Here is a 19,409-nt window from a genome sequence, read left to right as displayed (position 1 = left end):
TTATTTTGTAGTACTAATTAGCTCTTCCTTTATCTTGATTATGAAATCTATTAAGAAGATAGATAAAATAGCTACCATTATCCTGCTAATGCTAGCGGTTGGAATTTTCCAGCCTCATCCTCGACAAGATCTATCACTTGATCCATATGGAGGTTCTTTAGTTAGTACATTAAATAATATAGGTAGTTATGTATTTATAATGATTTTGATGACCAGGCATTGGAAATCAATCATCTATACGTCTACGAGAAATATACCTTTATTATTACTAGTGGGATTGATTTCTGTGTCTATTTTATGGTCTGCTGATCCACAGCAAACTTTAGAGTATTCCAAAGGGATATGGAGAATATATCTAACAGGAGCTTACTTATCTTGGCAATACAGCGTACAAGAGCAAATGTGGATGTTGTCCTTACCCCTTGGCCTGGCAGCTTTATCTTCTTTGATTGTATACTTCCTTTTTCCGTTTTATGGAGTTAGTGAAATAGGTTTATCTGGTATTTATGGTCATAAAACTGTATTAGGAGCTAATATGGCTTTAAGTGCAGGAATTTTTCTACATCTAGCTCTAAGTAATCGTCGATATTGGTGGATACTATGGCCGGGCTTTGGATTATCAGTAGTTGTTCTACTTTTGTCAAAGTCAGCAACCGCCGTTAGCATCCTAGCTGCCTTTATAGTCCTACTTATTGTATACAAACTTATACAGAGCAATCAATACAAGTTACAGGTAATTTTTATTAGCTTTGCGATATTACTAATTTTTACCGGATCTATATGGTCTATCAATCATGCAGAAACTTTAGTTGCTACGCAAGGGAAAGATCTTTCCTTGACGGGACGTACTCCACTATGGTCAGATTTAATGGTGAAAATTCAGGAGAGACCTTTTCTTGGGTATGGGTTTGGTGGTTTTTGGGGGAGTGCTGAGTCTATAAATATAAAAGCAGATTACCCATGGGCAAGTGGTTCTCATAACGGCTTTATAGAGATAGGGTTATATTTAGGTTTATTAGGATTTACTATTTTTGTCATTAGCTTTTTCCAATCCGTCCTTAAAGGATTAAGTGAAATAGTTTTATGTGCTAAGACATGGGAAGATTTTTGGCCAATGCAATCGTTAGTATATCTGTTTATGCTAAGTTGCTCAGAAGGCTTATTGTTTGTACCATATAATGTTTATTGGTTACTTTATGTGACGATTTCACTCTCTTTATATCTTGAGCCTCGTCGAAGAAATAAAAAAACAGTATAGCTAAAAATTGTGAAAAATAGTTTGCACCAGGGTAGTGGAGATATATGAATGTTTTACATCTTAGCTCTTTTGACATCAATGGAGGTGCTGCCCGAGCTGCATACCGGCTGCATCAGGGATTACTGAATAAAAATGTAACATCACGGATGTTAGTGTTAGAAAAATACAGCCGTGACAACAGCATACTTGAACCTAGAACTAAGCTATCTCAGGGCATAGCTCGAGCAAAAATTACATTCGATGCTTTACCTTTAAAACTTTATCGTCAGCAAAAAAATACACTATTATCCCTTCAATGGCTACCAGATACAGTTGCACATAAAGTTCGTAAACTAAATCCAGATATCATTAATCTCCACTGGATTAGTGGCGGTTTTATGCAGATAGAGACGCTTGCGAAGCTCAATCGCCCCCTGGTTTTCACACTACATGATATGTGGGCTTTCACTGGAGGTTGTCACTATAGTGGGAACTGCGATCGCTACACTGCATCATGTGGTTTTTGTCCTGAATTAGATAGTAACCATCAGTGCGATCTATCTCATTGGGTATGGCGACGAAAAGCTAAAGCTTGGAGAAAGCTTAACTTAACTATTGTTGCTATAAGTTCATGGATAGCGAAATGTGCCAGTTCTAGTTCTCTATTTAAGGATCTGCGGATCGAAATTATTCCTAATGGACTTAATACCAATACCTACAGACCTCTTAATAAAGAAGCAGCACGACAACTTCTTGGCTTACCCAAAGACAAACGATTGGTTTTGTTCGGAGCACTTAACGCCACCAGCGATCACCGAAAAGGATTTCACCTTCTACAATCAGCATTACAAAATCTCAGCCGATCTCGGTGGCGAGACATGATAGAATTAGCAGTTTTTGGGTCATCTCAACCAAACAATCCTATCGACCAGGGATTGAAAGCTCGTTACCTAGGACAGTTAAATGATGACATATCACTAGCATGTGTTTACTCAGCTGCTGATGTTATGGTTGTGCCATCAATACAGGAAGCTTTTGGGCAAACTGCTTCTGAAGCATTAGCTTGTGCTACTCCTGTAGTAGCGTTTAACAGTACCGGCTTAATCGACATTGTGGAACATCAAAGAAATGGCTATTTGGCTAAACCTTTTGAGGTAGACGATTTAGCACAAGGAATTGCCTGGGTACTAGAAAATGAAGAAAGGTACCAAAAGCTGTCACATTATGCTCGTCATAAGGCTGAACAACAATTTACGCTTGAAACTCAAGCAAGTCGTTATCTGGCTCTTTTTAATGAAATTAAATTATAGTACCACTTGATCTTCTAAAAAGAAATATCACTTCTCCGTCACTCTGGTAAAAGAGAAATCGAAGGTAACTTGGCTCTTGCGTACTTAACGTGCTAAAATGTTAGGATATATATTCATTTTTTAAGTAAAATTAATTATGAAAAGAATCCTTACTCAACTATTAAATTTATCTGACGTAGTGGTAGAATCAAGTCTACAGGAGGGGTCAGTCTTAATTTTATCAGTAAGTAAAAAAACTAAAAGTGCAGTATGTCCGCAGTGCGGTAAAAAGTCCGAACATTTACACCAAAATCAAAAATCTTTAGTAAAAGATTTACCAATGGGAGATAAAGAAGTAATATTAAATGTAAATAGACGAAGATTTAAATGTAAAACGTGCCGAAAAACGTTTAATGAAAAGCTTGATTTTGTGGGGGCGAGAAAGGGTTGGGATGAACCCGGACAAAACCGGACAACCTTTGCCCCAGGTTGGGTTTTTAACTCCTTGATCAGGGTGCGAAAAAACGAGCCTGTCTGGCAATGTCCGGGTATTTTTGGGAATTGGCAGGCTCGTTTTTTCTAAGGTTGTCCGGTTTTGTCTAGGAAAAATGTAGCGGATATACGCATCGATACGCGGAAAATATTGTTAAACAAATTATTAGTAGTAATGTAAGTAATGTCGCGGCAAATAATGGATTAACCGATGAAGAAGTTAGTTCGATGCTTGAAGATGTAGCTAAAAATGTGTTGCCAGTAAACCTGAATAATTTGAGAAGGTTAGGAATCGATGAAATAAGTTTAGTAAAAGGGCAAGGAAAATTTATTGTTGTACTTGTAGATATAGATTCAGGGAAATTAATAGGGTTAGTAAAAGAAAGAAAACAAATTGAAATAGCAAATGTTATGAAAAAATGGGGAGAAGAAATTTTAGAACGAATAGAAGAAGTTAGTATCGACCTGACCGGAAATTACAAAAGTTTAGTCGAGAAGATTTGCCCAAATGCTGTCGTAACGGTCGATAGGTTCCATGTTACCAAAATAATACATGAAGAATTAAATCAAGCTAGAATAGCAGAAAAGAAAACAGCATTAGAGTTAGACGTTGAGGACAGGAAAAAAGTTTTTGATAGTTTAAAAGGTAATAAATATACAATTTTAAAAGCAGAAGATAAGCTGACAGATAAACAAAAAATAAAATTAGATACCATCAGAGAAGCATCTCCTTTAATAGCAATAATGCATTCATTGAAAGAAGAATTTCGCAATTTATTTGATACGAGTGAAGATTCGGGAACAGGAATATTAAGGCTACTCAATTGGTTAGAAAAAGCAGAACCTTATTATCAAAAAAGTGTTAAGACGATTAAGCGGTGGTTTGGAGAAATAGCCGGATATTTTGAAAGAAAAACTACTAATGGTGTAGTAGAAGGAATTAATAATAAATTGAAGCTAATAAAACGAAATGGATTTGGCTTCAGAAATTTTCGCAATTTTGAAATTAAAGCTTTACTTTCTTGGCATTATGATATTAATTTAGCACGTTAAGTACGCAAGAGCCGACTTTACCTGTTGTTTAACTCATACTGGTTACTTATTTTTATCATACTTGCTTTTGCTGCTGCACAAAAATCTACTTTTTGCCCGTTCAGAGTATATAAGGAACTGTTTCCATGGATAAATCACAATCATTTATACAAATACCTGTAATTGTGCCATTTTTTGGAGGAAGCCCAAATTATTTAAAATTATCCTTGAAATCTGCTGCAAAATTCAATACTAATGTTCTACTTATAGGGGATGAATCTAATAAAAAAGTATGGGGGAGTTATTGGAATAGTGAGTCTCTAAAACTAGACAAATATCAAGATTTTATAAAAAATTATCAGCACATGTCTAGTAATTCAGAATATTTTGAGACCATGTGTTTTAAAAGAAATTTTGTCTTAGAAGAATGGATGAAAACAGAAGATAAGAAGCAAGTCTTCTTGTTAGATTGTGATGTTGTAACCTTTGCGGACTACTCAAAGGAAATTTTGCCACTTCTACCAAATGATTGCGCAGCAGCTTTACTGGCAACTAAAAATCAAGACAATTTTAGATGGTCATCTTCTCCTCATTGTTCATACTGGACACTTGAAGCATTGGAAGATTTTACTAGTTTCTGCATTAAAGCATATAAAAGTGAACAAATAAGAAATAAATTGAAAGATAAATATCAGTGGCATATTGATAATAACCAGCCCGGAGGGATATGTGAAATGACTTTGCTATATTTATGGTCTGAAGAGAACAAAACTAAAGTCTTTAATTTAGCAAGTGTGAAAAATGATATAGTAGTAGATAATTGCATTAATGAATCTAAAAACTATTTTGATGATGAATATGAAATGCGATTTGGATTTAAGAAATTTATTTTTAAAAATGGAACTCCCTACGGATATAACAATTTGTTAAGCAAACAGATAAAGTTTCTGTCTATCCACTGTCAAGGTCACGCAAAACAAGCAATGAGATTTTTATGTAATGACGGTTTTAAAAACTTTTATTCTGAGTTATATAATCTCGGTCAATTTATTAAATCAAGACTTGTGGCATCAAACATGATACAAAAAGAGCGAGGAAAAGTTATTAGAACTAGAGGAAGTTAAACTATGACAAAGATACGTTTAGCTGTACTAATGACCTGCCATAATCGACAAGCAAATACCTTAGCTTGTTTACAAGCTTTATATAAGCAGGTATTCCTACCAAATGTTGAAATTCAAGTTTACTTAGTGGATGATAAGAGTACTGATGGTACAGGAAAAGCTGTGGCTAGTAATTACCCTAAAGTCAGAGTCTTTGAAGGAAGTGGGAACCTATTTTGGTGTGGAGGTATGAGGTTAGCCTTTGCAGAGGCTATGAAGTCTGATTATGACTACTATCTTTGGCTTAATGATGACACCATACTTTACCCGCAAGCCATAAATACTCTGCTGGCAACTTCCCAAGATTTAACTAAGCAAGGTTACTCAAAAACAGTTGTAGTAGGATCAACTCAAGATGCAAAAACTGGGTTACTTAGCTACGGAGGTCTGGTTCGGAGTAGTTGGTGGCATCCTCTTAAGTTTTGTCTAATTAAACCAGGTAATGAGGCACAATCTTGCTTAACGATGAATGGTAACTGTGTCTTATTCCGTCGAGAAGTAGTGCAAGCCGTTGGTAATCTTGACTCAGCATTTGTCCATAGCACCGGAGATTTTGATTATGGGCTAAGAATCCAAAAACATGGTGGCTCGGTTTGGTTAGCTCCAGGATATGTAGGAACCTGTGAGTACAATGCTTTAAGGCATCAAGCTTGGGATGAAGCAAATCTATCCTTACGTCAACGATGGGAGAAGATTAACCAGCCTAAGGGATTGCCGCTCAGAGAGTGGAGAATATTTGCCCATCGACATGCAGGTACATTCTGGATATTTTACTGGTTACTTCCTTATATAAGACTGCTTGTAAAGTCAGTATTTCACAAATTAGAGGGATACTCATTTCATCTATCAAATCTAAATTCTTAAAGAGTCTCTCTAAGAGAGAGTAGCACATCAATGACGATACCGAACTTTTCAACTTATAACATTCTGGTTTTGTCCCTCGGATTAGCTTGTTAAACTCATCTTGAGGAGCAACAAAATCAATGAAGCTCAAACTTTTAAAGGTAAAAAATTTGCAAGCAAGATTTACGTTTTAGTTCAACGACAAGAGCCACAAAAAATGAACAGTATAAAGGAATGTCGTATTGCTCTGCTCCTTCCCACTGTAGAGTTAGGAACTTACTGGCAACCAGTTTTAAAGCAACTCACGAATTTATCTGAAAAAGCGATTCTCTACACTGGCCGTCCTTGGCCAGGGTTTGATTCACAAGATCCGAACAATTTTACTACTAAAGTAGTTGGAAATACCATACGAGTAACAACTAACACGGAGAAAACCGATTATAGCGGTGGTTTTATGTACCTCTCTCCAGAGATTCTCCATTATTTATTTCAGTTTAGACCCCATGTAATTTTCACGAGTGGTTTCTCTGCTTGGACTATATTAGCATTGCTTTTCAAGCCTTTTGGTAAATGGCGACTTGTCATAGCTTGGGAGGGTAGTTCACCAAATGTAGATTTTAGACATTCAAAAGTCCGTTCGTTGCTTAGAAGCATGATGAGTTGGTTAGCGGATGCATTGATTACCAATAGCCGTGATGGAGAAGAATATCTTATCAAATTTTTAGGGGTAAATAAGGATAAAGTTCGAAGAAGACCATATATGGTGCCAGATGTAAAAACTTTATTGCAAATACCTAGAACTATTGATGCGGAATATATTGGTACTGAGTATCAACGCCCAATCTTTCTGTACGTGGGTCGTTTAGAGCACAGAAAAGGACTTCATCAGCTACTTAAGGCATGTGCCATGCTTAAGAAGCAAGAATATTGCAACTATTCCTTAATGGTTGTTGGCAGAGGAGCAATGGAACAGGAGCTTAAGAGTTTTTGCCATGATGAAAATATACAAGACTATGTTAAGTGGGTAGGATGGGTTGACTATAGCAGTTTGGGAGTATATTTTCGCAATGCTGACATTTTTGTTTTTCCTTCCTTAGAAGATACTTGGGGGATGGTTGTCTTAGAAGCAATGGCTTTTGGTAAGCCAATCCTTTGCTCAAAATGTGCTGGAGCTTCTGAAATGGTGGTTCAAGAACAAAATGGTTATCTTTTCGACCCTCATCATCCAGAAACCCTGACTGAAGTTATGAAGCTCTTTATAAAGGATCCAAATCTCATTTCTTCAATGGGAAAAAATTCGCAGCAAATAATATCTGAGCATACACCTGAAGCAGCAGCCCAATTTTTCTCTGAGATTAGTTTTTCAGTTCTTCAGAAATGACTAACACCAACAATACTATAAAGGAGGAGCTTCGCTAACGCAGACTCTGAAGATTTGCTTAATTGTCAAGTTCATTACTTGGATGCCACAGTCGTACGCGCCCACCAGCACACAGCGGGTGGAAAATAGGGGGAGGAGAAGACTATAGCGATTCTCGATTGAGTGCAATACATTTGTAGGGGCGAACGCCGTACTCTGCGAGAAGCCGGAGGCTACGCCCCCACATTTGGGTGTAGTTAACACAAATGAGAACCGCTATAGAAACGAGGTCGTTTCACTACGAAAATAGACATTCGGTGTGAGGGGAAAGGTAAACCAATAACTTTTATTCTTAGCCCTAGTAGTTCTCCTGTAAGCTGTGATCTCGTATTTGTGTGTCTCACGAATATAACCTCGAATGGTGTAAAACAATGATTAACAAGGGTAAATATCCTATTTTGGGCGTCAATGTACATGCAGTAGACTACGATTTTGCTGTCGAGACAATTGTTTCAGCAGCTGAACAAAAGCGTCCTTGTTCTGTAAGCGCTTTAGCAGTGCATGGGGTAATGACCGGTTTTTTAGATTCAGTACATGCCCGACGTTTGAATGGAATGGATTTGATAGTTCCAGATGGTCAACCCGTACGCTGGGCGATATGGTGGCTGTATCAACAGAAGTTACCGGATCGGGTCTACGGTCCAAATCTGACACTCCTTGTTGCTCAAGCTTTTGCTGAACGTGGATTATCAGTTTTCCTATACGGAAGTCAGCAAGAAACTTTGAGCAAGTTTGCACAGAACCTAAAGCGTTCTTTTCCTGGTCTTATAATCGCAGGTACGGAACCTTCCAAGTTCCGCAGATTAACCGAATTCGAGCGTATAGAACTTGTAAATCGAATTAAAGCTTCAGGAGCAAATGCCGTTTTTCTGGGTTTAGGTTGCCCAAGGCAAGAAATATGGGCTTATGAATATCGCAATCTTTTAAAGATCCCTATCTTAGCGGTTGGTGCGGCCTTTGATTTTCATGCAGGTACGGTGTCGCAAGCGCCAAAAGTTCTCCAAAATGTAGGTTTGGAGTGGTTATATCGCCTTCTTCAGGAACCCAAACGTTTATGGCGACGCTATGTATTACTCAATCCTTTATACTTGTGGAATATATTTTTACAGTATTTAGGCTTGAGAAAATTTATTCCAGTCTTACCAGATGGTAATGAAAAGATAGAGTCGTACGGTTAGTGAATTGTATTATCGATTCTCACCCTCTAAGTTGATTTTTCTATGCTCAAAAACCAGAAACTATTTAGGCGACGGAATTTCCTTTTGACCTTAGGTGCTTTAACGAGCACAGTTACTTTTGCTAAGGTTAAGGGATTCAAGGACTACAATACTCAAGATAACTCTAATAAAACTAAGAAAAATTTTTCTGTAGTTGGTAACTCTTCTTTATCCCGTAGGGCTGCCGTTAAAGGTATAATCTATGGTGCATATCCAGAGGGGGGTTACAAAACGTTATCTGAAAATAAGCCGCTCCAGTCTATTTTCAGTCGGGAGTGTGGTCTTGTCGTCGCGGGCTTTTTTGCCGGTGTTCGCCCTAGTATCAGTACTTTCGATTTTACGGAGGCTGACTATTTGAGCCAATTTACATCTTCTCGAGGGATACTTTTTCAAGGGACTCCTTTAGTGTGGTGGAAAGAACATCCCAAATGGCTGGAAGATAAATTCAATGACCCAAGAACTCAATGGAAAGAAATTCAGAATATTTTAATCAATCATGTGTCCACGATTGTTAGACGGTATGCTGGCCGAACCCATTCGTGGGTTGTGGTGAACGAAGCAGTTGAGCTTAAAGGTGAACGCTCTGACGGTTTGAGTCTTTCACCATGGTTACAGAAATTAGGTCCAGGATATATTGATCTCGCTTTTCGAGTTGCTGCTCAAAGCGATCCTAAAGCTATGTTGATTTACAACGATGGGGGTTTAGAGTACCCTGAACATGAACTCAGAAGAAAAGCTGTTCTTAAATTGCTACAAAGATTGAAATCTAGAGGAGTACCAATTCATGCCTTTGGCATTCAATCCCATCTCTCACCTTATCACAAAAACATTTTTGAGCCTAAAAAATTCAGAAAATTTTTAGCAGACGTTGCAGATCTTGGTCTAAAAATTATGATTAGTGAACTGGATGTAATAGATAACATTTTACCTGTAGATACCGTTGACCGGGATCGTATAGTTGCCGATATTTATGAAGACTATCTCTCAGTAGCTCTAACAGAAAAAGCAGTCGTTGGAGTAATAACTTGGGGATTAAGCGATCGCTACACTTGGCTTTCAAGCTTTGCTCCTCGCTCGGATAAAGCACCTGTACGTCCTTTACCATTCGACTTAAACTTCAAACCTAAACTAGCATGGAATGCTATAGCGAGATCTTTTGATCAAGCTCCTAAACGTTAAATATAGCTACGTATTAAATATTAGTTCGTGTTTTAGATTGCAAAAAGCTATCACATTCAATCTTTTTTGACTACAAAAAATGACAAAACTTTTAGGTAAAGTATATGACAATCGCCGTCCTGATTCGTGGGCAACGAATTTGAGAAATAAGCGATTATCTTTGTTGAAATCTCTTGTTGCTTCACTACCAACTCCTATCAAACTACTGGATATAGGGGGAACAGTAGATTTTTGGGAGACAGCAGGATTTTTAAACAGCAACAGCACAAATATAGAACTCACTTTAATAAACTTAAGTCTTGCACATATGGGTTCAGTCAATCCTACAATCAAGCAAGTTGTTGGCGATGCAAAAAATATGAAAATGTTTCAAGATAAAGAATTTGATGTAGTTTTTTCCAATTCTGTAATTGAACATGTTGGTGATTATCATAACCAGCAAAAGATGGCGAACGAAGTCATGCGTGTAGGGAAAAAATATTTTATTCAGACTCCTAATATATTCTTCCCCATTGAACCACACTTTGTTTTTCCTTTTTTTCAATTTCTTCCCTTATGGCTTCGAGTTTCGCTAGTATCTCACTTTGATCTTGGATGGAAGCAAAAAGCTACTAATAAACAGCAAGCTAGAGATATCGTTACTGAAATTCGTTTACTAAGCAAAAGAGAATTTATGAATTTATTTCCTGGTTCAAACCTCTATGAAGAGAAGTTTTTAGGACTAACTAAGTCGTTTGTAGTATATGGGGGGTGGGAGAAATTGATTTCTGAGTAAGGATTTTTATGTCAAACGCAAACTATAATTCCTCCAAGGTAATGATGCTTCATTCCTTAATTCTAGGATTGCTTAGATCCTGATGCTTTCTCCTTTAGCCTAACTTGAAATTTCAGCGAGGAGTCTATTGGTTAAAAGATAAATCAGCAACACGTATTTTTTTCCCAATTGATATCGTAACTATATCGCAACGAGAAATAATCATGGCTTCGAAATCTTTATCAATCGTAAGTTTAAAACCAGATTTACGTTCAGCTAAAACCACAAGAATAAAACGGGGCTTAGGCATAAAATTTCTGCGAATACTTACACTCATCTTGCTAGATATCATCGCTCTGACTTCAGCTTGGAAGTTGGCAGTATTTTTCGGAACGCCAATAGCATCTCCTTGGACTGAAAAAACATCTTTTCTTTTGCTAATTTTGGTAGTAGAAATCGGTATGATAGCAGCTAACGGATTATACAATGCTGGTATCCACCGTCGGGACTATCGCAGTCTACTCAAAACAGTCTCCCTGTCAGAGGTTTTCCTTCTACTAATTGCTTTTCTCTACGAACCAAATCACTATCTTTCGCGATCAACTTTTCTGATTTTTTGGGTTCTGTCCGTAACTTTGATCTTTATTGATCGTTTTCTCTTTGATGCTTCTACTACACTTCTTCGTAGGAAAGGAGCGATTCGTTATCCAATTTTTCTCATCAGTGACTTAGAAGAGCAAGAGGGCCATATTAGTTTAATAGAACAAGAAAAGTGCTATGTAGTACAGGGAATTTCTGACCCAAGATGTCTTGATAGATTTAGGCGAGATGAAACTCTGGAGTCTCTTCGTAATCATGGTATAGTAGAAGTTTTTGTTTCTTGGAGTGCAATCAAGAATCGTCTATATGTTTGCTGGAATTTTTATACAGCTGGCATTACCCTGAGAATACTCCCAGAACAAAGTGATATTCGCCATCCTAAATCTGTATTATGGATGATGGGTAACGTCCCATGTTTGACAATTCCCGCACCGATTATTGCTGGTAGTGATTTTTGGATCAAGAAGAGTTTCGACCTTTGTTGTTCAATAATTTTGTTACTGATTCTATCGCCTGTTTATGTCGCGATTGCTGTACTAATTAAATTAGATTCTCCAGGAACTATCTTTTTTAAGCAAGATAGAATTGGCTTGCATTGTAAAAAGTTTAGAATGTGGAAATTTCGGACAATGGTTGTCAATGCAGAGAAGTTGCAAGCAACTTTAGAAGCAAAGAATGAGATTAAAGACGGTGTCTTGTTTAAAGTTAAGGACGATCCTCGCATCACACGTATTGGGAAGTTTTTACGCCGTTATAGTCTTGACGAATTGCCACAACTATTTAATGTTTTACTTGGTGAGATGAGCCTAGTCGGTCCACGTCCTCTCCCTATAAGGGATGTAGAGAAGTTCCAAAAAGCTCACTTTATCCGACAAGAAGTTTTACCTGGTATCACTGGATTATGGCAGGTTTCTGGTCGCTCAAATATTGATAACTTTGAAGATGCAGTGAAATTGGATCTCTATTACATAGAGAATTGGTCACTTCGGCTAGACATGGAGATTTTACTAAAAACGTTCCAAGCTGTTTTACAAAAAACTGGTGCTTACTAAATTACGAAAGTATAACAACTCACTTGATAAACTTTTGGTATTTTGGATAAATAAGCTTCATTGGATACTAACTTCGGGTATTGGAGTTCGATGAATTTTTTGTAAAACGCAAGTATTCTGATAAGTCCAAATACGTGTTTTTTTAATAAAAATAATTTTTTAAGAGTAATATGAGTATAATCTTGGTAACAGGATCAGCAGGATTAATCGGCTCTGAATCAGTCAAATTTTTTTGTGAACGTGGCTTTACTGTTGTTGGCATAGACAACAACATGCGTCAGATTTTCTTTGGAGAAAATGCGTCAACCGAATGGAATCGAGATCTCCTCTTGAAGGATTACAGCGAACAGTACATCCACCACACAATTGACATTCGCGATCACGAGGCGATCTCTAAAGTCTTTAAAACTTATGGCAAAGATATTAGTTTAATTATTCATACAGCAGCTCAACCCTCCCATGACTGGGCTGCTCGTGAGCCATACACAGATTTTACAGTAAACGCTAATGGTACCCTAGTTTTACTAGAAAATACACGACAAAATTGCCCAGATGCTGTATTTATTTTTTGCTCAACGAATAAAGTGTATGGAGATACCCCGAATTTATTACCACTTGTTGAGCAAGATCTGCGCTGGGAAATAGAGCCAACACACCCTTACAAAGAGGGCATTGATGAAACAATGAGTATTGATCAGTGTAAACACTCATTATTTGGCGCTTCTAAGGTAGCAGCCGATGTCTTAGTGCAAGAGTATGGTCGTTATTTTGGAATTAGAACTGCTAGCTTCAGAGGTGGATGTTTAACAGGCCCCAGTCACTCTGGCACAGAATTGCATGGGTTTCTTTCCTATTTAATGAAATGCACAATGACTGGTAAACCTTACAACATTTATGGCTATAAAGGCAAGCAGGTTCGTGATAATATTCACAGTTATGATTTGGTGAATGCTTTTTATCATTTTTACCAAGCTCCTCGTGTAGCAGAGGTCTATAATATAGGTGGTAGTCGTTTCAGTAATTGCTCAATGTTAGAAGCCATTCAACACTGTGAAGCCATTGCAGAAAAGCGTCTGACCTGGAACTATGTAGAAACTAATCGAATAGGAGACCATATTTGGTGGATTAGCGATATTCAGAAGTTTAAGCAGCACTATCCTGAATGGAATTTGACATACTCAATCATAGATATCTTAAAAGAAATTTACATTCAAAACACTAATCGATGGGTTTAAGTATTTGCTAATTGAATACATTTCTAAGAAAGTTTTTGATTGATTTTGTTACTTGTCCCTGTTTAAGTCATCACTTAAACAGAATTTACTTCAATCATTAAATTGATCGTTGTTTGTTTCGACACATACTCAGGGAAGACAAACGTCAAACTTACAGCAAAATATAACGGCTCCTTTATTTAAAAATTTTATTTCCTTTATTTATCGAGCCGTGTTTTAATACTATCGAGTTCTGCAACTTATCCTAGCCTATTAAATATGAATATTACCTTGTACGGATTGCTTCACCTAGTAGAGAACCAATACAATGCTGTAAATGTAACTGTTACAACATTTGAAGAGCAAAGGAATATATACATAAAAAATGCAATAAATCTATCACTTTCACTAAAGAAGCGTGGGATTCCTTTTATTTTGTTGACGAATAGAAAAGAAGAAATATGTGACCAATTAAAAAACCTTGGACATAGTAACTCTTTAAGCGTCCAGTCTCTTAATTTTAGTACTAAAGTTTCTGATGGGACTAGATTCTACTCAGCACACTTCAAATTGGATGTGTTTAGTTACTTTGCTTCACTCGACAATGAACAGTATGTTGGGCTAGTCGATTTAGATATGATCTCTATAGCCAATGTACCTGTATGTTTAAAAAATATTATTCAAGAAAAGATTCCACTTTGTTATGATATATCAGACCAAGTTATACCGGCGTATAGTCATGATGTAATTATACAAGATATGCTAAAAGTCTCTCCACATACCTTTGAAGGTCGATGGAGTGGAGGTGAATTTATTACAGGGAGCCCCCCTTTTTTTGCATCCCTAGACGCTGAAATTAGAAAAATTTACCCACGATATATAGAAATTGCAGATACTTTGCATCATCAAAGCGACGAAATGCCTACATCAATCGCCCTAGAGACTTTAAGAAGGAATGGAAAATATATTGCTGATGCTGGTACGTTGGGAATTGTAGGAAGATTTTGGAGTGTACCCACATTTCATGAGCAAAAATCATTTCGATCCTTCCAAAATTCGTTTTTATTACATCTTCCTGCTGATAAAAAGTTCCTTGCAAAGGTTAGTGCTGAACAAGCTCAATGTCCTAGTATTTTCATAAAAACATATAATGATTATCTTTTCAAAAAGAGTGTTGCAACTCGTCTAAGAAATACCTTAAAATTCAATCGTTAACACATAATTTCGTTTATACCTTAGTTTCTGAATCCAAATTTTCGTTATTTGTATTTCTACCAATCCAACTTACTTCAAAAATAATATAGAAAGAATTTCGGCGTTTTTCTGACCAAAACCTGTTTTTTTTACAACTCCAGAAACAACTCTTTTTTGTATATAAGTTAGTGCGATCGCGCCACCCGTCACGACTAAAAAAGCTAACGTATACTGGCGACTAAACTTGGGTATATATTTCACAACTAAATTGTCCCAATAATATACAAGAAATATATGCCACAAGTATATCCATAAAGTTGATGAACTTACAAAAATAATGCTTCTAGTTAAAATATTATCTTTATTGGATAGATGATACTTCAAATACAATTTGTTAGTTATGAAATAACCTAAAAATGACATAAAAATTCCATAAGAAACATAGTATATTCTCGGCGGATATTTAAAATCTATAAGAGAAATATAATTACCAGAATAGTGGTAATAATAGAAACTGCATATCAAACAAACAATAGAAAAAAATCCTGAAATTAGTAAAATGCTTCTTTCTTGAAGTTTAGGTAAAATAATACCTAAACCAAATAAACATCCATAAGAAACAAGATAAAATAAGTAATCATTAACTAAACTAGAAACTACGGGATACCGTAAATCATAATGTTTAACAAAGTTAAATACAAACTCGTAACCAATATAAATGATAGCTAGTAAAGCTAAGTATCTGGCTTCAGATTTACAAAACCTATACAAATTAATCAGTAAGCTGGCAACAAGAGCAACTAGAGTAAATACTCGAATAATCCACACATAGCCAATTCCCTTTAATAATAGGAATGAGTCAAGTATTTTCTGCTCTGAAAAGGGATAAGGTTGAGAAATTATAGAGAAAATGATGTAAGCTGAAATAAAGAAAAAGATCAAAAATAGCCATACTGGAGCAATAAGACGTGGCAACCTACTTTTTAAGTAGTTCCAAAAAGATATTTTTTTATTACTAGCCGAATACGAATATAACGAACCCGATACAATAACCATTAAGGGCACATCGAAACGTCTGATTTTAAAGAAGATATTTGTTTCAGGTCCAATATGGGCAAAAATAATACATAATAGCCCAACGGTTTTCAAAATATCGAATCTAATATCTCGCTTGCTGTTTGCTGTCTTTTCTAATTGATGTGTCATAAATTGCTCAAGCAAATTGCCCTTTGAGCTATAGCGGTTCTCACACCTAGCTGTAGAGGTATACAGCAGTCTGGAAAATAGAGCCTTCACAAATAGAATCGCTATAGAAGAGAAGGACAGTGTTAATGCGAATCTAATGTAGCATTGCACACTATAATAAGCAACTGTTCTATTGACACTTTCTTTACTGAAGGGGATTGCCCTGAAGGTTCTCTGGCTTTTCCCTTATAAATTACCAAATCTGCCGCTACCGCGATCGTCTCCTGATATCACAAAATGCTCCCTGAGAATATAAATTTTATTTTCTTAGTTCCATCTACAGCTATTAAAGAGAGAAAACAGGAAATGATTTAAAAAAATTGACATAGCTACTAGTTAATTTCCGAAGGGTAAAAATATTCATAATAAAAATCCTAGGCATATATTGAGGGGCATGAAACAACGACGACACAACGGTTTAAATACAATTTAGTGTCACCTAAGTAAGCCACCATAGTTAACCTAGAAGAAGTGTTTCTATTGTGATGTCGTGTGTTTTTTAATGCAAATTAGCATCAACATCTACGATAATCTTTATTTCATCGGCTTAGTTGCCAAATTGCCATTTGAGTTTGTGGCATGAAAAATAATTGTTTTAGGCTGAGGGCTGTGAATTATCCAAATTAGAGTACTTGCTAAAGCGATAAGCGCAGTAACTGAAATGCCTGTTAAATATCTAACTTCAGAACGTAGACGTTTAATCTCTTCTATACTGTTGTTGCGTGTTACTGTTAGAGGCTCTAAGTGAGCTTTTGAAGCTATATCAACAGAAACCTGCGGTTTTTTATCTTCTAGATTTGGGAAACTAACTTGTGAACGCAACCAGTTAGTAGCTAGTCGAGGAACATTCTTGTTAACCCAAGTTATAGCAACAATTCTAAATACTGGTTTAGACATTTTAGCAATTCCCAAAGCTATAGCATTGATAGGGTAACTGCGAATCTTTTTGTTAATTAGATTAACTGACCCAACATCATATAGACAATTTATAATCAATTTGACAGTAACTTCTTCATTTTCAAGTAACTGAGATAACAAAAGAAGAACATCATGCATACGCTCTTCTTCGATGCGCTCTTGTGCTAATTGTTTTTGAGTTTTTACCAGCTTTTGGATAGCCACTGTCAAATTTAGCCTGATATAATGAAATTGCTCGAATCTCACGAGTAACAATGAGAATAACACTTTCTAGACGAGCTTGTCCTCTATCTAAAAGTAATAAATTATTACTTTTATAGATATCTGACCATACGCCTAATGGCAAAACCGCAATATTCAAGCTAATCCTACTTTAGGGCAAATGTATGGTGGCGGATGTGATCCTCAATAAAACTAGAAATAAAATAATAACTGTGGTCGTAGCCTTCTTGATAACGTAGGTTCAAAGGCTGATTGGCTTTAGTGCAAGCCTGTTCAAACACATCTGGGTAGAGCTGATCTTTAAGAAATTTATCAGCAGTACCTTGGTCTATCAGAATAGGGCTATTATACTTTCTCTGACTGACCAATTCGCTTGCATCATAAACACGCCAAGTTTCTTGATTTTCACCCAAGTAGCGGCTAAAAGCTTTTTGACCCCAAGCACAGGACATTGGTGCTGCAATTGGTGCAAAGGCAGATACCGATTTGTATTGATTGGGGTTTCGTAAAGCACAGACGATCGCGCCATGTCCCCCCATTGAATGACCAAAAATACCTTGTTTATCTGATTGAACAGGAAAATGCTTGGTAATTAACGTCGGTAATTCATCAACAACATAGCTGTACATTTTGTAATGGGACGCCCAAGGTTCCACCGTCGCATCCACGTAAAAGCCTGCTCCTGAGCCAAAATCCCACTCATCATCCTCTCCAGAAATACCAGTATTGCGGGGGCTCGTATCCGGTGCAACCAGCATCAAACCGTATTTAGCTGCATATTGCTGAGCACCTGCTTTGACCATAAAGTTTTCTTCAGTACAAGTCAAGCCAGAGAGAAAATAGAGAACCGGTACTGGTTCCTGAGTAGCTTGTGGTGGTTGGTATACAGCAAAGCGCATCTCTCCGTTACAGGTGGAAGAGGAATGACGATAAAAACTGACTTTACCACCAAAGCATTTATATTCAGAGTTTAGGATAAGGTCAACCATCAAACTTCACCACACTCCGTATAGACTCACCCTTATGCATTAAATCAAAAGCATCATTGATACGTTCTATCGGCATCACGTGGGTAATTAAATCATCGATATTGATTTTACCCTCCATATACCAGTCAACAATTTTTGGTACATCTGTACGTCCTCTGGCTCCCCCAAATGCTGAACCTTTCCAAACACGCCCCGTCACAAGTTGAAAAGGACGAGTACGAATCTCCTCACCAGCTCCAGCAACGCCAATAATCACACTCACACCCCATCCTTTGTGAGCGCATTCCAATGCTTGGCGCATAACGTTTACATTACCAATACATTCAAAGCTGTAATCAGCACCGCCTTTCGTTAAGTTAACAAGATAAGGAACTAAATCGCCTTCTACTTCATTAGGGTTGACGAAGTGAGTCATCCCAAACTTTTCAGCTAAAGCTCTCTTTTGCGGGTTAATATCCACACCGACAATCATATTAGCTCCTACCATCCGCGCTCCTTGGATGACATTCAAGCCAATACCACCTAAACCAAAAACCACTACATTAGCTCCTGGTTCCACTTTGGCTGTATTAATAACTGCACCTATACCTGTTGTTACACCGCAGCCAATGTAACAAACTTTCTCAAAAGGCGCGTCTTCCCGAATTTTTGCCACTGCAATTTCTGGCAACACTGTATAGTTAGCAAAGGTGGATGTGCCCATGTAATGATGAATTGGTTCCCCACCAATGTAAAAGCGACTAGTACCATCTGGCATGACACCTCGTCCTTGAGTAGCACGAATTGCTTGACAAAGATTAGTTTTCATGCTAAGACAATATTCACACTGTCGGCATTCTGGAGTATAAAGAGGAATTACATGATCACCAGGCTTGACGCTGGTCACGCCATCGCCTATTTCTACAACAACACCAGCACCTTCATGTCCTAAAATCGCAGGAAATAAACCTTCGGGATCTTTACCAGAAAGAGTGTAGCTATCAGTATGACAAACTCCACTGGCTTTGATTTCTATCATCACTTCGCCAGCACGAGGTCCTTCAAGCTCGACTGTTTCGATACTCAAAGGTTTACCTGGCTCGTAAGCCACTGCTGCTTTTATCTCCAAGATCAGCCCTCCACTTTTGTAATCCAGGTGTTGTAAAACTTCATTAATTTTATAGGCAAGTCTTAACTTAGGTCAGTCGGGAACAATAATATCAACTACGTCAAGTTTTGTAAAATAATTGCTCTGCGCCGATCTACTCATAATGCTATGTAAACTTTTGTGTGAAATTAAGTGCATCCACGAACTCTAGTCTGGTCAGAAAAATAGTATACTTTGCTTGCTTCGTAACCCATACAAAACA

General features: G+C 37.1%; 15 protein-coding genes and 2 pseudogenes. 13 read left to right on the top strand and 4 right to left on the bottom strand.

Annotated elements, in window-relative coordinates; translation table 11 throughout:
• Positions 1–40 precede the first annotated feature (40 nt).
• The 13 genes and pseudogenes from G4P69_RS20060 (at position 41) to G4P69_RS20000 (ending at position 14,707) form a co-directional block, all read left to right on the top strand.
• A complete protein-coding gene (locus G4P69_RS20060; protein WP_208342289.1) occupies positions 41–1,258 on the top strand; it encodes an O-antigen ligase family protein in 1,218 nt (405 codons plus the stop codon).
• A 44-nt stretch (positions 1,259–1,302) separates the two neighbouring features.
• Positions 1,303–2,547 (top strand): glycosyltransferase family 4 protein, encoded by a 1,245-nt coding sequence (locus G4P69_RS20055; RefSeq protein ID WP_208342290.1) that lies wholly within the window; start codon positions 1,303–1,305, stop codon positions 2,545–2,547.
• A gap of 136 nt (positions 2,548–2,683) precedes the next feature.
• Positions 2,684–2,971: pseudogene (locus G4P69_RS20050) on the top strand (transposase family protein); the annotation flags it as partial.
• A 173-nt stretch (positions 2,972–3,144) separates the two neighbouring features.
• Positions 3,145–4,071 (top strand): annotated as a pseudogene (locus tag G4P69_RS20045) (ISL3 family transposase); the annotation flags it as partial.
• Between the two features lie 125 nt (positions 4,072–4,196).
• The gene (locus tag G4P69_RS20040; RefSeq protein ID WP_208342174.1) at positions 4,197–5,174 is read left to right on the top strand and encodes a hypothetical protein; all 978 of its coding nucleotides are present in this window, start codon (positions 4,197–4,199) and stop codon (positions 5,172–5,174) included.
• A 3-nt stretch (positions 5,175–5,177) separates the two neighbouring features.
• Positions 5,178–6,077: a glycosyltransferase family 2 protein gene (locus G4P69_RS20035; protein ID WP_208342180.1), complete on the top strand. Its 900-nt coding sequence runs from the start codon at positions 5,178–5,180 to the stop codon at positions 6,075–6,077.
• A 196-nt stretch (positions 6,078–6,273) separates the two neighbouring features.
• The gene (locus G4P69_RS20030) at positions 6,274–7,437 is read left to right on the top strand and encodes a glycosyltransferase family 4 protein (RefSeq protein WP_208342181.1); all 1,164 of its coding nucleotides are present in this window, start codon (positions 6,274–6,276) and stop codon (positions 7,435–7,437) included.
• A gap of 410 nt (positions 7,438–7,847) precedes the next feature.
• Positions 7,848–8,654: a WecB/TagA/CpsF family glycosyltransferase gene (locus tag G4P69_RS20025; protein ID WP_208342182.1), complete on the top strand. Its 807-nt coding sequence runs from the start codon at positions 7,848–7,850 to the stop codon at positions 8,652–8,654.
• A gap of 42 nt (positions 8,655–8,696) precedes the next feature.
• Positions 8,697–9,872, top strand: a complete 1,176-nt coding sequence (locus G4P69_RS20020; protein ID WP_208342183.1) for an endo-1,4-beta-xylanase — start codon at positions 8,697–8,699, stop codon at positions 9,870–9,872.
• Between the two features lie 160 nt (positions 9,873–10,032).
• Positions 10,033–10,647, top strand: a complete 615-nt coding sequence (locus G4P69_RS20015) for a methyltransferase domain-containing protein (RefSeq protein WP_243902997.1) — start codon at positions 10,033–10,035, stop codon at positions 10,645–10,647.
• Positions 10,648–10,850: 203 nt separating this feature from the next.
• Positions 10,851–12,278: a sugar transferase gene (locus tag G4P69_RS20010; protein ID WP_208342185.1), complete on the top strand. Its 1,428-nt coding sequence runs from the start codon at positions 10,851–10,853 to the stop codon at positions 12,276–12,278.
• A gap of 170 nt (positions 12,279–12,448) precedes the next feature.
• The gene (locus G4P69_RS20005) at positions 12,449–13,513 is read left to right on the top strand and encodes an NAD-dependent epimerase/dehydratase family protein (protein WP_208342186.1); all 1,065 of its coding nucleotides are present in this window, start codon (positions 12,449–12,451) and stop codon (positions 13,511–13,513) included.
• 258 nt (positions 13,514–13,771) lie between these two features.
• Complete coding sequence (locus G4P69_RS20000) at positions 13,772–14,707, top strand: hypothetical protein (RefSeq protein ID WP_208342187.1); 936 nt, start codon at positions 13,772–13,774, stop codon at positions 14,705–14,707.
• A gap of 69 nt (positions 14,708–14,776) precedes the next feature.
• Here G4P69_RS20000 and G4P69_RS19995 read toward each other — a convergent pair whose 3' ends face one another.
• From G4P69_RS19995 to G4P69_RS19980, 4 genes are all read right to left on the bottom strand, one after another.
• A complete protein-coding gene (locus G4P69_RS19995; protein WP_208342188.1) occupies positions 14,777–15,892 on the bottom strand; it encodes an acyltransferase family protein in 1,116 nt (371 codons plus the stop codon).
• A gap of 573 nt (positions 15,893–16,465) precedes the next feature.
• Complete coding sequence (locus tag G4P69_RS19990) at positions 16,466–17,053, bottom strand: hypothetical protein (RefSeq protein WP_310833856.1); 588 nt, start codon at positions 17,051–17,053, stop codon at positions 16,466–16,468.
• Between the two features lie 164 nt (positions 17,054–17,217).
• Entirely contained in the window at positions 17,218–18,060 is an 843-nt protein-coding gene (gene fghA, locus G4P69_RS19985; protein WP_208342190.1) for an S-formylglutathione hydrolase, read from the bottom strand.
• The gene (locus G4P69_RS19980) at positions 18,053–19,168 is read right to left on the bottom strand and encodes an S-(hydroxymethyl)glutathione dehydrogenase/class III alcohol dehydrogenase (protein ID WP_243902424.1); all 1,116 of its coding nucleotides are present in this window, start codon (positions 19,166–19,168) and stop codon (positions 18,053–18,055) included. Before G4P69_RS19980 ends, fghA begins: the two co-directional genes overlap by 8 nt.
• Positions 19,169–19,409: the final 241 nt, after the last annotated feature.

Origin of the sequence: Aetokthonos hydrillicola CCALA 1050 (assembly GCF_017591665.1) — a bacterium.
GTDB lineage: Bacteria > Cyanobacteriota > Cyanobacteriia > Cyanobacteriales > Nostocaceae > Aetokthonos > Aetokthonos hydrillicola.
The sequence above is the reverse complement of the archived record's forward strand: the minus strand, read 5'-3'. Positions and strand labels throughout refer to the sequence as shown.